This is a genomic window from Kitasatospora sp. NPDC058406 (assembly GCF_042722765.1).
GTDB lineage: Bacteria > Actinomycetota > Actinomycetes > Streptomycetales > Streptomycetaceae > Kitasatospora.
Genome location: NZ_JBHXKE010000233.1, coordinates 1 through 14,413, shown reverse-complemented (window position 1 = coordinate 14,413; position 14,413 = coordinate 1). Strand labels below are relative to the sequence as shown.

The 14,413-nt window shown below is 73.0% G+C and carries 9 protein-coding genes and 1 pseudogene; 5 read left to right on the top strand and 5 right to left on the bottom strand.

Annotated features, from left to right (window positions below; all coding sequences use genetic code 11):
* Window positions 1–168: 168 nt before the first annotated feature.
* The gene (gene soxR / locus ACFWOG_RS32835) at window positions 169–906 is read right to left on the bottom strand and encodes a redox-sensitive transcriptional activator SoxR (protein ID WP_380362772.1); all 738 of its coding nucleotides are present in this window, start codon (window positions 904–906) and stop codon (window positions 169–171) included.
* A gap of 74 nt (window positions 907–980) precedes the next feature.
* Here soxR and ACFWOG_RS32830 point away from each other — a divergent pair, with 74 nt between their 5' ends.
* Window positions 981–2,435, top strand: coding sequence for an MFS transporter (locus ACFWOG_RS32830; protein WP_329949771.1), 1,455 nt, complete (start codon window positions 981–983; stop codon window positions 2,433–2,435).
* A 98-nt stretch (window positions 2,436–2,533) separates the two neighbouring features.
* Here the strand turns inward: ACFWOG_RS32830 and ACFWOG_RS32825 are convergent, their stop codons facing one another.
* Complete coding sequence (locus ACFWOG_RS32825; protein ID WP_329949772.1) at window positions 2,534–4,906, bottom strand: immune inhibitor A domain-containing protein; 2,373 nt, start codon at window positions 4,904–4,906, stop codon at window positions 2,534–2,536.
* A 127-nt stretch (window positions 4,907–5,033) separates the two neighbouring features.
* Between ACFWOG_RS32825 and ACFWOG_RS32820 the strand changes: the two genes are divergently transcribed.
* Both ACFWOG_RS32820 and ACFWOG_RS32815 read left to right on the top strand, forming a co-directional pair.
* Window positions 5,034–5,507 carry a MarR family winged helix-turn-helix transcriptional regulator gene (locus ACFWOG_RS32820; protein WP_329949773.1) on the top strand — a complete coding sequence of 158 codons (474 nt, stop codon included), beginning with the start codon at window positions 5,034–5,036 and terminating at the stop codon, window positions 5,505–5,507.
* A gap of 86 nt (window positions 5,508–5,593) precedes the next feature.
* Window positions 5,594–6,694 carry an LLM class flavin-dependent oxidoreductase gene (locus ACFWOG_RS32815; RefSeq protein WP_329949774.1) on the top strand — a complete coding sequence of 367 codons (1,101 nt, stop codon included), beginning with the start codon at window positions 5,594–5,596 and terminating at the stop codon, window positions 6,692–6,694.
* 67 nt (window positions 6,695–6,761) lie between these two features.
* On the opposite strand, the gene ACFWOG_RS32810 is transcribed toward ACFWOG_RS32815, so the two are convergent.
* Window positions 6,762–8,855 (bottom strand): prolyl oligopeptidase family serine peptidase, encoded by a 2,094-nt coding sequence (locus ACFWOG_RS32810; RefSeq protein WP_380362770.1) that lies wholly within the window; start codon window positions 8,853–8,855, stop codon window positions 6,762–6,764.
* Window positions 8,856–8,950: 95 nt separating this feature from the next.
* On the opposite strand from ACFWOG_RS32810, the gene ACFWOG_RS32805 reads away from it, so the two are divergent.
* Entirely contained in the window at window positions 8,951–10,120 is a 1,170-nt protein-coding gene (locus tag ACFWOG_RS32805) for an aminotransferase class V-fold PLP-dependent enzyme (protein WP_329949776.1), read from the top strand.
* Between the two features lie 190 nt (window positions 10,121–10,310).
* Here the strand turns inward: ACFWOG_RS32805 and ACFWOG_RS32800 are convergent.
* Window positions 10,311–10,643, bottom strand: a pseudogene (locus tag ACFWOG_RS32800) (ArsR/SmtB family transcription factor); the annotation flags it as partial.
* A gap of 35 nt (window positions 10,644–10,678) precedes the next feature.
* Window positions 10,679–11,053 (bottom strand): hypothetical protein, encoded by a 375-nt coding sequence (locus ACFWOG_RS32795; protein WP_329875033.1) that lies wholly within the window; start codon window positions 11,051–11,053, stop codon window positions 10,679–10,681.
* A 263-nt stretch (window positions 11,054–11,316) separates the two neighbouring features.
* On the opposite strand from ACFWOG_RS32795, the gene ACFWOG_RS32790 reads away from it, so the two are divergent.
* Window positions 11,317–14,172: a DEAD/DEAH box helicase gene (locus tag ACFWOG_RS32790; RefSeq protein ID WP_329949857.1), complete on the top strand. Its 2,856-nt coding sequence runs from the start codon at window positions 11,317–11,319 to the stop codon at window positions 14,170–14,172.
* Window positions 14,173–14,413 lie beyond the last annotated feature (241 nt).

Genomic DNA, 14,413 nt, shown 5'->3' with positions numbered 1-14,413 from the left:
GTGGCGCCGCGGTGGGCGGTCGGGCGGATCGATGCCGCCTTACCGTCCGCCCCCCCCGTTGGCGGGTCGGGCACCACTTGCGCGAGGGTTCCGCCCTCGCGCGTCATGCCCCCGGTCGGGCGCGGCGGGGAACCTCACGAGGGCCGCGCCCGGCCGGGTCCACGCCGGTCACCGCTCGTCGGGACCGGTACCGGCGCCCTCGGGCCCGACGGGATCGGCGGATCCGTCGGGCCCGTCGGCGTCGTCCGGCAGGCTCGCGCCGCAGGGATCGCCCGAGCCTGCGAGGCCGAACGCGGGGCCGTCGGGGCCGTCGGGGCCCGCGAGGTCGCCGATGCCGTCGGGATCATCGGGATCGTCCGGGTCATCCGGGTCGTCCGGGTCGAACTCGTCGTCGAGCAGGCGTCGCGGGCCCGGTCCGTCGGTGCCGAGCGAGTCCTGCGGGTTGAGCACCCGGCAGCGGCGCAGCGAGAGGCAGCCGCATCCGATGCAGCCCGTCAGCTCCTGCTCCAGCCGCTCGATCTCCCGCCGCCGCGCCGTGAGCAGGGCCGCCCAGCGCCGGGAGATCCGCTCCCAGTCGCGCTTGTCGGGCATCCGGTCGGCCGGCAGGCCCTCGAAGACCTCGGCCACCTCGGCCAGCGGGATGCCGAGCCGCTTGGCGACCAGGATCAGCGAGAGCCGGCGCAGCACGTGCCGGTGGTAGCGGCGCTGGTTGCCGGCGGACCGTTCGGAGGCGATCAGCCCCTGGTCCTCGTAGAACCGCACGGCCGAGGGTGCCACGCCGGCCCGACGGGCCACCTCGCCCACGCTCAGCAGGTCGCCCGGCCGCCGGGTCGTGCCGGCCGCGGGGGCCGGGCCGGTCTCCGCGGCCGCGGGGGCTGCGGAAGCTGCGCGGGTCGTGGGGATCACGGGGAGCTTTCGGCGGTGCTGCGCATATCGCGTCCTTGACTTCAAGTTCTCTTGAACTACTAGCGTACCGAAGCGTGACCGACTCCTCGCATGCACCGACCGCCTCCGCCCCCTCCGACCAGGGCGATTACTCACCGGAGGCAGGGCCGCCGGATTCCTCCGGCGGGTGGGGTGAACTGTTCTCCCGGCGATTCGCCGCCTCGGCGTCGATCCTCGCAGGCGGCGTCGCCCTGTACGCGATGAACCTCTACTTCACGGCCGCCCTGCTGCCCTCGATCGTCGAGGACATCGGGGGCGCCAAGTACTACGCCTGGGTCGCCACGGGCTTCCTGATGGCCGCCGTGATCGCCGCGATGCTGGTCAGCCGGCTGCTGGCGCGGCTGGGCGCCTCCCGCGCCTACCTGGCCGGGTTCCTGGTCTTCGGGGCCGGTGCGGCGCTGACCGCGGCGAGCCCCTCGATGGAGACGCTGATCGTCGGGCGGGTGGTCCAGGGCTTCGGCGGCGGGCTGGTGGCCGGTCTCGGCTACGCGGTGATCCGCACCGCGCTGCCCGAGCGGCTCTGGACCCGTGCGGCCGGCCTGGTCTCGGCCATGTGGGGTGTGGGCACGCTGGTGGGGCCCTCGCTCGGGGGGCTCTTCGCGGAGCTGGGGATCTGGCGCGGGGCGTACCTGCTGCTGCTGGTCGCCGCGCTGGTCCTGGCGGTCCTGGCCCGCCGCTCGCTGCCGGGGCCGTCCGGTACGGGGCAGCACACCGAGCCGCTGCCGCTGCCCTCGCTGGTGCTGCTGACCCTGTCGGCGGCCACGTTCAGCATCAGTTCGACGGTGCCGCGCGGCTGGGCGACGGCGCTCTGCATCGGCGCCGGCCTGGTGCTGCTGGCCGGCTTCGTGCTGGTCGAGCGCGGCGGTTCGGCGACCGTCCTGCCCAAGCTGACCTACCGGCGGGGCAACCACCTGAAGTGGATCTACCTGACCGTCGCGGTGTACTGCGCCGGCGTGATGACCGAGACCTTCATCCCGCTGTTCGGGCAGGAGTTGGGCGGGCTGAGCCCGCTGGCGGCCGGGTTCCTCGGGGCGACGGTGTCGGCCGGCTGGACGTCCGCCCAGCTGTTCAGCGTGAACATGGATTCGGCCCGGGCCCGCGAGCTGGCGATCCGGATCGGCCCGGCGGTGCTCACGGCCGGGCTGCTGGCGTACGGGCTGCTCCAGACCGATTCGGCGTCGACCGGCCGGATCCTGCTCTGGGCCGCCGTGCTGATCGTCGGCGGTACGGGCATCGGCATCGCCTTCCCGCACCTGAGCGTCTCGGCGATGCGCAGCACCGACGACGAGGTGGAGGGCTCCAAGGCCGCCGCGGGCCTCAACACCACCCAGCTGATCGCCTACTCGGTGAGCTCGGCCCTGGCCGGCACGCTGGTGAGCGTCGGCGGTGACTCGCGGCTGGACGCGGCCCGGTACATGGTCTTCGGTCTCGGCGGGCTCACCGTGTTCGGTGTGCTCACCGCCGCAATGAGCCTTCGGAAGGCGCGGTAGGTCACGCGCGGAGCCGCCCCGGTCCTCCGTGTGGGGGAGGGCCGGGGCGGCCTACCTGCTACCTGTCCTTCGCGGGGGCCGGCGTCAGAGCGCCGGGGTCAGGACGCCGGGCTCACCCGGACAGTGGTGATCTTCCCGCCCTGGGACTCGCGGACCACCTCGATCTTGGTGTTGGTGTCCGGGACCTTCACCCCGAGCTGCGGGGTGGCCGGGTCGCTGTAGACGCCGGTCCGGTCGTTGAACGCCGGGACGGCCGGCTTGGAGCCGATCCGGACCGGGACGCCGGCCTTGTGCAGCGTGAACGCGGTGGTCGGCTTGAGCGAGAAGGTCGCGTCGTAGGTCTGGGCGCGGCCGTTGACCAGGGTGCCGTCGGCGAAGCGGATCGGTGTCGGGTGGGCGTCGATCGGCAGGATCAGGCCGCCGCCCGGGTGGTCCTTGGTGTTGTTGTCGCCGTACCCGGTGTCCCAGAGCCAGATGAGCACGCCCTCCTGGTAGGGGTAGGTGTCGACGATGTCCTTCTTGCCCTCGACGCCGGTGTAGCCGAAGTTGTACGGGCCGGTCTTGAGGAAGGCGCCGTAGCCGGTGTACCGGCGGTTCTCGACGAGGTAGGCCCGGGGGTGCTGCTTGACGGCGGTGCGGCCGGTGACCACCTCGAAGCCGGTGGCGGTCCAGCCGTTGAGGCCGTTCTCGGCGCCGTCGGCGAACAGTTCGGTGCCGCCGGCGGTGATCTTCACCGCGTCGACCAGCACGCCCTTGCCGTGCGTGTTGCCGTCCGAGGTGACGTGGAAGCGCAGCCGGACGTTCTGCCCGGCGTAGCCGTCGAGCGGGATGTGCAGCTGCCGGAACGCGCCGGACGTGCCGCTCAGGCCCGGGGTGTTGGCGGTGGTGTTGCCGATCGGGGCGCCGTCCACGGTGCCGCCGAGGGACTTCCAGCTCTTGCCGCCGTCGGTGGAGGCCTCGACCGAGAGGAAGTCGTAGTCCTGCTCGACGTCGTACCAGACCGCAGCGTCGAGGGCGGCCGGGCCGGTCACCGCGCGCAGGTCGACCTCGCGGGCCAGCGCGTTGTCCAGGTTGTCGCCGGTGTCGCTCCACCACTGCTTGGAGCCCTCGCGCGGGTCGGCGAGGTCCGTGCTGGTGGTGCCGTCCGGCAGGTGGACCAGGACGGCCTGGGCCTGGTCGGTGTTGTAGCCGCTGACGCCGAGCGCGTGGCTGGAGCGGGTGGCGGCCTGTGCCTCGTCGTAGTTGAGCCAGCCGAACTGCAGCTTGCTCCAGGCGTCGAGGTCACCGGGGTAGCCGCCGGTGGTGTTCTTGCCCTTGCCCAGGTACGAGCCGGAGGACATCAGCGACCAGAAGTTGACGCTGTTGTCGCCGCCGGAGGTGCTGTACAGGTCGGGCAGGCCGAGGTTGTGGCCGAACTCGTGGGCGAACAGGCCCACTCCGCTGTTCTCGCCGGCCTGGACGTAGTCGTAGACGAACAGGCCGCTGTCGCCGACCGGGGCGCCGCCGATCTTGTTGCCCACCGGGCCGACCTGGCCGGCCGGGTCCGGGAAGGTCCAACTGCGGTGCGCCCAGAGCGCGTCGGCGCCCTGCGTGCCGCCGCCCCAGGTCTCGTCGACGCCGGCGTGGACGACGATCACGTTGTCGAGGTAGCCGTCGGGCTGGCTGAACTCGCCGTTCTTGTCGTGGTCGTAGCGGTCGTAGACGTCGTACTGAGCCAGTTCGGCCTTGATGGCGGCGGCCGGCCTGCCCTTGGCGATCTGGCCGTCGTACCAGGCCTTGACCGCGTCCCGGATGAACTCCTGGCCCTGGGTCCAGGCACCGGAGCCCTGCGGGCCCTTGTTGCTGCCGTACCGGGCCTCGTTGTACGGGAGGGTGACCCAGTTGCTGACGGTGCCCTCGATGTCGTACCGGCCGGAGGACTGGGTGCGGTAGTAGTTGCGCATCGAGACCGCGCCGGGCGAGTCGTCGAAGAACATCTTCTGGTAGTAGTCGCGGCTGAAGTCCTCGGTCCAGAGCGTGTGGTTGTCGCTCTTGCCGGGCTTCGGGATGGTGTTGTGCCGCGGGCCGGGGGTGCCGCCGTAGCGGGGCTGGCCGTTGTGCTGGGTGGTGGTGTCGACCTCGTCGCCGAACTGGGCGAGGATCACGAAGACCTTGTCCTTGCGCTGCTGCGCGAGCTGGACGTAGTCGTTGCCGATCCGGACCTTGGCGGGGGCCCGCCGGTCCGAGGTCTTCGCCGCGACGCCCTTGTTGACCTGCTCCAGGGCCTTGGTGCGGAGCGACTGGCGCTCGCGCTCCTGGGGTGCGAGCGGGCCGGACGGGGCCTCGGCGCCGCCGGCCTCGGCGCTGTCGGCCTCGGCGGCGATGGTGAGGGAGGGGGCGGGGGGAGCGGCCTGGGCTGGGGAGCCGAGGAGCGTGGCCGCTATCGCGCTCGTGGTGAGCGCGGCCGCGAGTACCGCGGACAGTCTGCGCAACTGACCGGTCCTTTCCGGACGGTGGGTGATCTGGTGAAGCGCAGGTAATATTTCACATGTCATGGGTCACACGGAAGATGTCGGCAGGGCCGTCCGGCGGAGCGGGCGGGTCGGTAGCATCTGCCGCATGGGTGAGCGGGCGGAGTGGCTGGACGAGCGCGAGGACGAGGTCTGGAACGGCTTCTTCGAGACCCAGGTGCTCTTCTGGCGCCGCCTCGCCCAGCAGTTGCAGCAGGAGACCGGCCTCTCCGAACCGGACCTCGCCATCCTCCAGGCGCTGCTGGCCGCCCCGGACGGCCGGCTGCGGCAGTACCGGCTCGGTGGCGTCACCCAGTTCGAGAAGAGCAGGCTGCACCACCACCTGAACAGGATGGCCGGCCGTGACCTGGTCGCCCGCGAGTCCTGTCCGGACGGTGAGCGCGGCGCCGTCATCGCGCTCACCGAGCACGGCCGGGCCGCCGTCACCGCCGCACTGCCGCGCCGGGCGGCGCACATCCGCCGCTGGCTGACCGATCCCCTGACCGGGCGTCAGCAGGAAGCGCTGGTCGGGATATCCGCCGTACTGCTGGCCCGGCTGAAGGGCGAGAACCCGGCCGGCTGAACCCCCGGGAGCGGGTTGACGCGTCAACCCGGTGCGCCCATGCTGGGGTTGACACATCAACCCGATGGCACCCCGGGGGGACCGCCATGCGCTTCCTGCTCCTGCCCCACGTCCCCGACCAGTCCACGTCGGACCGTGAACAGCTCCGCGAGCTCGTCGACTACGCCGTCTTCGCCGAGGAGGTGGGGTTCGACGCCTACGGCATCGGTGAGCGCCACGACCGCCCCGCCGTCTCCAGCGCGCCGCCCGTCCTGCTCTCCCACATCGCCGCCGTGACCTCGCGGATCCGGCTCTTCACCGCCGTCACCACGCTCGGCATGCTCGACCCGCTGCGCGCCTACGAGGACTACGCCACCCTGGACAACCTCGCCGAGGGGCGGCTCGACCTGATCGTGGCCAAGGGCGCCTACCCGCGATCCTCCCGGCTGTTCGGCGTGACCAAGGAGAACCAGTGGGAGCTCCTCCAGGAGAACTACCGGCTGTTCCGCACCCTCTGGCGTGAGGAGAAGGTGACCTGGGAGGGCCGGCTCGGCCGCTCGCTGGAGGACGCCGAGCCGCTGCCCCGCCCGTACCAGCCCGAGATCCGGATCTGGCACGGAGCCGGGCACAACCCGGATTCCGCCGACTTCGCGGCCCGCCACGGGGACCCCGTCTTCTCGCCCAACGGCGCGGGCCCGATCGGCCCGTACGCCGAGATCGTGCGGCACTACCGGGAGCGCTGGGCGGCGTACGGGCACGATCCGGCCCGCGCCCTGGTCGGCGCGGGAACGGCCGGCTACTTCGGGGCCCGCACCTCGCAGGAGGCCGTCGCGCGCTACCGCCCGGTCTTCGAGGCCCGGTTGAAGGTCAACCGGGCCTTCGACGGCAGCTCGCTCCGGTTCGACGAGGTCGAGGACCTGATCGAGCACGGCTCGGTGCTGGTCGGCAGCCCGCAGCAGATCATCGAGAAGGTGCTGGGTCAGCACGCGCACTTCGGCCACGAGTTGCTGCACCTGCACGTGGACGGCGAGGTGCTCGACCGCGCCGACTACCTCGGCACCCTGGAGCTCTTCTTCTCCGAGATCGCCCCGGTGCTCCGCCGCGAGCTGCCGAGCCGCCCGTTGGACGCGCCTGCGGAGGCACCGTTGGCCGCCCCGTTGGCCGCCCCGGGGGGCGACGGGCGGCCGCGGACGGCGCCGGCGGTGTGACGCGGGGAAGGCCCGGTCGCGCACGCCGCTGCCGCCGCGGATCCCGTGGTGGACCTCGGCGCCGTGCCTACTGAAGCCCCAGTGCCTGCTGCAGGAAGGCGAGTTCGGCTTGGGACAGCTGCTCGTTGACCCCGCCCGGGGTCATGTGGGTGATGCCCGGGAGGGCGAGCAGGCTGTGCGGTCGGCCCGCCCGGGTGAGGGCCTGGGAGAGCAGCAGGGTGTGCGAGGGGTGCACGTTGTCGTCGGCCAGGCCGTGGATCAGCAGCAGGGGGCGGCTGAGCCCGGGCGCGTCGTCCACCAGGCAGTCCGCCGCGTAGCCGTCCGGGTTCTCCCGGGGCAGACCGAGGTAGCGCTCGGTGTACGCGGTGTCGTAGTGGCGGAAGTCGGTGGGCGGCGCGCCCGCACAGGCGGCGTGGAAGACGTCCGGGCGGCGCAGCACGGCCAGCGCCGCGAAGTAGCCGCCGTACGACCAGCCGCGGACGCCGACCCGGGCGAGGTCGAGGTCGGGGTGGAGCTCGGCGAGTGCGTGCAGCGCGTCCACCTGGTCGTCCAGGGCCACCTGGGAGAAGCGGCGGAAGATCGTCCGGGAGAAGTCGGGGGAGACGAACGGGGTGCCGCCGTTGTCGGTGGTGACGACCGCGAAGCCCTGGTCGGCCCACCACTGCTTGAGCTGCCAGCGGCGCGGTTCGTTGGCCACCGCCTGGTAGCCGGGGCCGCCGTAGACGTCGAGCAGCACCGGCAGCCGCCGGCCGGGGACGTGGTCGCGCGGGTACACCACGGCGCTGGGCAGCCGGCGTTCGGTGACCCGGGCGAGCTGCGGCTCGACGCGGAACGGCAGCGCGGCGCAGCGGTCGTCGAGGGTGAGCCCGCCGCCGGGGCCGAGGGTGCGGCGGCGGATGCCGTCCGGCCCGGCCGTGGTGAGCAGGACGGTCTCGCCGGCGGCCAGTGCGGAGTGCGTGCCCGGGCCGTCGGAGAGCCGCTCGGGCGCCCCGCCGTCCGGGTCGACCAGGTGGACGTGCTGGTCGTACGGGTCGCCCTCGCCGGTCTCGCAGAGCAGCCGGCCGCCCAGCCGGCCGACCACCCGGCGGATCTGCAGGCCGGTGGTGTCCAGCGGCTTGCCGTCGAGCGCGAGGCCGCGGGCCCCGGGGGTGTCGTGCACGGTGAGCAGCCGGCCGTCGGCCAGCCGGGCGGGTGTGCCGGGCAGGTCGTCGACCCAGAACTCGTCGCTGGTGCGGGAGAGTTCGCGGGTGGTGCCGGTGGCCGGGTCGGCGCTCAGCAGCAGGACGTGCTGCTGGAGCCGGTCGGCGACGGTGAGCAGCAGCTCGTCCTCGCCGTCCCACCCGGCGGCGCAGACGTACGGGAAGGCCTCGGCGTCCCAGTCCAGGCGGGTGCGGGCGCCGTCGAGGCCGAGCACCCAGAGCTGGACGTCGGCGTTGGGGCCGCCTGCCTGCGGGTAGGCGAACTGCTCGGGCTCGCGGGTCGGCCGGGCCGGGTCGGCGAAGTGGACCGCGGGCAGGGCGGACTCGTCCACCCGGGCGGCGAGGACGGCGCCGCCGTCGGGGCGCCACCAGTGGCCGCGGGCGCGGCCCAGCTCCTCGGCGGCGGCGAACTCGGCGACGCCCCAGCGGGCGCCGTCGGCCGGGCTGAGCCGGAGCGGTGCGGGCGGCTGCCCGGGCGCGGCGGTGACGTAGAGCGCGTCGTCGGCGACGTAGGCGACGCGTTCGCCGGTGCGGGGCTCGGGGCGGGGATCGAAGGCGGGCCCGGCGGTGGGGAGTTCGACCGTCAGGCCGGTGGCGGTGTCGGTGCGGAAAAGTCGGCCGTCCAGGGCGAAGGCGGCGACGGCCAGGTCGGCGGTGGCCGCGTAGGTGCCGATGCCGGCGGCGACGAGCCGGGTCCGTTCGCGCAGCCGGCGTTCGACGGTCGGGAGGTCGTCCCGGTCGCCGGTGCGGTCGGGGGCGAGCGCGGTGGGGTCGGCGACCTCGCGCTCCTCGCCGGTGGTCAGGTCGAGGAGGTGGAGCCGGTCGACCGGGTCCTCGGGACCGCTGGAGCGGAGCAGCAGGAGCCGGGTACCGTCCTGGTTGAGCGAGATCGCTCGCGGGGCACCGAAGCCGAAGCGGCCGGTCCGGGCGCTGAGGGAGAGGTAGGGGTCGGTGATGGTCACCGCCCGATGGTCGCCGTGCGGCGGCCTCGCGGGCCAGTAGGGCGACATGTGAAATGTCACACACCACATTAATGCGTATATCAGGAGGAGACGCAGTGACCGATCATTCGCGGACCGTCGGACCCCCCGAGCCGCTGGCCGGAACGGACGAGCTGTTCTCACTGGACCGGGCGGTGCTCCACCTCAACCACGGCTCCTTCGGCTCCGTGCCCGTCCCGGTCCAGCGGATCCAGCGGCGGTTCCACGAGGAGCAGGAGGCCGACCCGGACGGCTTCTACGCCGACCTGCCCGAGCGGGTCGCCGCCGCCCGCACCCGGATCGCCGCCGCCCTGGGCACCGACGCGGACCGGCTCGCCCTCGTCCCCAACGCGACCGACGCGATCGCCGTCACCCTCGCGTGCGTGCCGCTCGCCCCCGGGGACCAGATCCTGGTCACCGACCACGGCTACGGCACGGTCACCCAGGCCGTCCGGCGGCGCGCCGAGGAGACCGGCGCGGAGCTGCGCACCGTCACCCTGCCGCTGGACACCCCGGACGGCGTCGCCGTCAGGGAGACGGTCCTGGCCGAGGTCACCGACCGCACGGTGCTCGCCGTGCTCGACGGCATCACCTCGCCCACCGCCCGCCGGATCGCCACCCCGGACCTGCTCGCCGCCCTGCGCGGGCACGGCGTGACCACCGTCGTGGACGCCGCGCACGAGCCCGGCATGCTGCCCGGCCCGGTCCCCGCCGGAGCCGACTTCTGGTTCGGCAACCTGCACAAGTGGGCCTTCGCCCCGCGCGCCACCGGCGCCCTGGTGGTCGGCCCGGAGTGGACCGGCAAGGTCCGCTCGCTCGCCCTCTCCTGGGAGGACTACCGGGGCTTCCCGCACAACGTCGAGTGGCGCGGCACCTACGACTACACGCCGTACCTGGCCGCCCCGGCCGGCCTCGACCTGCTGCACGAACTCGGGGCCGACCGGGTCCGCCGGCACAACGAGCAGCTCGCCGCGTACGGTGCCGCCCTGCTCGCCGAGCGCGCCGGGCTGACCCCGCTGCCCGTCTCGGCCGGTCTGTCGATGCGCGCGCTGCGGCTGCCGCCCGGGGTGGCCGAGACGCTCCCGGAGGCGCAGGAGCTGATGGCCGGGATGTGGCGGCGGCACGCCGTCCGCACGGTGGCGCGCCCGTGGCCGGGCGGCGGGGTGATGCGGGTCAGTGCGCAGGTGTACAACCGGGCGCACGAGTACGAGGTCCTGGCGGCGGGGGTGGCGGAGCTGCTGGGCTGACCGGCCCGTCCGGCGCCGTGGGCGCCGTGGGCGCCGTGGGCGTCGCGGGCGTCGTGGGCTCGGCGGGCGCGGTGGGCTCGGCGGACTCGGCCGGTGGTGGCGTTGTCGCCGGGTCCGCCGCCGCCCGGTCCGCTGCCGCTTCGCCGGCCGTCCGGTCCGCCGCCGCGGGCTCCGCCGCCCGGTCCGTGGGCGGGTCCGCGGTGGCGCGGAGTTCGGCGAGCAGCACGCTCTGGTCCGAGATCAGACCCGTGAGGATCCGGCGCGCCGCCCGGAGCAGGTCGGCCACGTCGCCGCCGGCCAGCGCGTACACCACCGTGCTGCCCTCGCGGGTGGCCGTGACGATGCCGGACCGGCGCAGTACCGCGAGCTGCTGGGAGAGGCTGGACGGTTCGACCGCCAGCTCGGCGAGCAGGTCGCGGACGGGCGTCGGTCCGGCCTGCAGCAGCTCCAGTACCCGGATCCGGACGGGGTGGCCGAGCATCCGGAAGAACTCGGCCTTGGCCTGGTACAGCGCGACCGCCACAGCGATCCCTCCCTGGTGCCGTCCGTTCCGGTCCCTCAGATCTCCAGCGAGATCTCGATCCGCTTCAGCTGGTGGCGGGCCATCGCCAGGTTGGCGCGGTTGCGGTTGAGCGCGAGGAAGAGGAAGAGCCCCCGGCCGGTCTGCGTGGTGAGCGGGCGGACCAGGTGGTACTGGCTGGTGAGGCTGACCAGGATGTCCTCGATCTCGTTGTCGTGCAGGTTGAGCAGCTCCATCGCCCGCATCTTGGCCCGGACCACGTCGGTGTTCCCGGCCGCGGCGACGTTGAGGTCCAGCTCGCCGCCGTCGCCGAGGGTGCCGAGCGCCATGCCGCTGCCGTAGTCGACCAGGGCGACGCCGATCGCGCCCTCGATCGCCATGGCCTCCTTGAGCGACGTCTCCAGGTTCGCCATCGTCTGTTCCTCCCGTGCGTCCGGTGGATGCGGACGGTGGGTGCCGGCCGCGACACCGAATGTAGGCAGGCCGGAGGGCCTGCCACCCGGGATGACCGGAGACGTTCGCAGTCGGTGACTTTCCGATCACTTGAAGACATTTGCAACTATGGATGTGAGAGAGATCTGATCCGACGGCCGGGAAAAACGGTGCTATCGATGTCAGTCCTGCCGGGTAACCTCTCGCTGAGATGCGAGATCACACCAACGACCCCCGGACGGCGATGAACACCCCTGAGCCCGAGCCCTCCGACGACCGGGACCTCAGCCCCGCCGAGGCGTACGCGGCCTTCCGGCAGCGGGCCAAGGAACAGGCCACCGCCCTGTACGGCTTCCAGCAGCTCTACGACTTCCCGCTGGACGACTTCCAGCTGGAGGCCTGCCGCACCCTGGAGGCGGGCGAGGGCGTCCTGGTCGCCGCTCCCACCGGCTCCGGCAAGACCATCGTCGGCGAGTTCGCCGTTCACCTCGCCCTCCAGGGCGGGCGCAAGTGCTTCTACACCACGCCGATCAAGGCCCTGTCGAACCAGAAGTTCGGCGACCTGGTCAAGCGCTACGGCGCCGCCAAGGTCGGCCTGCTCACCGGTGACAACACCGTCAACGGCGACGCCCCGGTCGTGGTGATGACCACCGAGGTGCTCCGCAACATGCTCTACGCGGGCTCCAGCACCCTCGACGGCCTCGGCTACGTGGTGATGGACGAGGTCCACTACCTCGCCGACCGCTTCCGCGGAGCCGTCTGGGAGGAGGTCATCATCCACCTCCCCGAGTCGGTGACCCTGGTCTCCCTCTCCGCCACCGTCTCCAACGCCGAGGAGTTCGGCGACTGGCTGGACACCGTGCGCGGCGGCACCAAGGTGATCGTCTCCGAGACCCGCCCCGTGCCGCTCTGGCAGCACGTGATGGCCGGGAACCGGATGTACGACCTGTTCGCCAACCCGGACCGCGACGGCCGCCCCAAGGACGCGCCGCGCAACCCGGCCAAGGCCGTCAACCCCGAGCTGGTCCGGCTCGCCCGTTCGGAGCTGGATCGCAACCCCCGCGACAAGTTCGGCCGGGGCCGCGGGCGGTCCATGCCCAACGGCCGCCCCGGCAAGATCTGGACCCCGGGCCGGGTCGACGTCATCGACCGGCTCGACGCCGAGGGCCTGCTGCCCGCCATCACCTTCATCTTCAGCCGGGCCGGCTGCGAGGCCGCCGTCCAGCAGTGCCTCTCCTCCGGCCTGCGGCTCAACAAGGAGGGCGACCGCGGCCGGGTCCGCGCCATCGTCGAGGAACGCTGCGCCGACATCCCGGACGAGGACCTGCACGTCCTCGGCTACTTCGAGTGGCTGGACGGGCTGGAGCGCGGCATCGCCGCCCACCACGCCGGGATGCTGCCCCGGTTCAAGGAGGTCGTCGAGGAGCTCTTCGTGAAGGGCCTGGTCAAGGCCGTCTTCGCGACCGAGACCCTGGCGCTCGGCATCAACATGCCCGCCCGCTCGGTGGTCATGGAGAAGCTGGTCAAGTGGAACGGCGAGACCCACGCCGACATCACCCCCGGCGAGTACACCCAGCTCACCGGCCGGGCCGGCCGTCGCGGCATCGACATCGAGGGCCACGCCGTGGTGCTCTGGCAGCGCGGCCTCGACCCGGAGGCGCTCGCCGGCCTGGCCGGCACCCGCACCTACCCGCTGAAGTCCTCGTTCCGGCCGTCCTACAACATGGCCGTCAACCTGGTCTCGCAGTTCGGCCGGCACCGCTCCCGAGAGCTGCTGGAGACGTCCTTCGCGCAGTTCCAGGCCGACCGCTCGGTGGTCGGCATCGCCCGCCAGGTCCAGCGCAACGAGGAGGGCCTGGACGGCTACCGCGAGTCCATGACCTGCCATCTCGGCGACTTCGACGAGTACATGGCGCTGCGCCGCCAGCTCAAGGACCGGGAGAACGAGCTCGCCCGCGAGGGCAGCAGCCAGCGCCGCGCGGCGGCCGTCGAGTCGATCGAGCAGCTCAAGCCGGGCGACGTCATCCACGTCCCCACCGGCAAGTTCGCCGGCCTGGCGCTCGTCCTCGACCCGGGCCTGCCGCCGGTCGTCCGCTCGCCGCGGGGCGGCCCCCGCCACCCCGACTTCCAGGACGGCCCGCGCCCGGTGGTCCTCACCGCCGAGCGGCAGGTCAAGCGGCTCGCCATGATCGACTTCCCGCACCCGGTCGTCGCCATGGATCGGGTGCGCATCCCCAAGTCCTTCAACCCCCGCAGCCCGCAGTCCCGCCGGGACCTCGCCTCCGCGCTGCGCACCAAGGCCGGCCACCTGGAGCCCGAGCGGTTCCGCAAGGGCCGCGCGGCCGCCGCCGACGACCCGGAGATCACCCGGCTCCGCACCGTCCTGCGCCAGCACCCGTGCCACGGCTGCGACCAGCGCGAGGACCACGCCCGCTGGTCCGAGCGCTACCACCGGCTGCACCGGGACACCGAGCTGCTGGAGCGCAAGATGCGCTCCCGCACCCACACCATCGCCCGCACCTTCGACCGGGTCTGCGGGCTGCTCACCGACCTCGGCTACCTCAGCGGGGACACCGTCACCGACGACGGCCGGCGGCTCGGCCGGCTCTACGGCGAACTCGACCTGCTCGCCTCCGAGTGCATCCGCGAGGGCGTCTGGAACGGCCTGGCCGCCGCCGAACTGGCCGCCTGCGCCTCGGCGCTGGTCTACGAGTCCCGCCAGTCCGACGACGCCACCGCCCCCCGGGTGCCCGAGGGCGGGGCCAAGGAGGCGCTCGGCCAGATGGTCCGGATCTGGGGCCACCTCGACGCCCTGGAGGAGCAGCACCGGATCAACACGGCCGAAGGCGTCGGCCAGCGCGAGCCGGACCTCGGCTTCGCCTGGGCCGCCTACCGCTGGGCGCTCGGCCACTCGCTCGACCAGGTGCTGCGCGACGCCGACATGCCGGCCGGTGACTTCGTCCGCTGGACCAAGCAACTGATCGACGTGCTCGGCCAGATCCAGGACGCGGCGGGCGAGGACGTCGAGCTGCGCAAGACCGCCCGCAAGGCCGTCGACGGCCTGCGCCGGGGCATCATCGCCTACTCCTCGGTGAGCTGAGCCCGACTCCGCTGCCGTGATGCCGGCCTTCGAGACTCCTCTCGAAGGCCGGCATCGTCCTGTTCCGGGCCCGCACCACCGCGCGCACAGGAAGTCGGCCGGTCCGACTTCCCACTCCACAGCCGCAGGCTGCCGTCGTCCAAGGACGCTCGGGCTGGCGGGCAGTGCTCTCGGTGGCCCCCGCTCGACCCGAGCGAGGAGGCCAACCACGACGTCTTCGTCCCGTCACCGCGCGGGGACC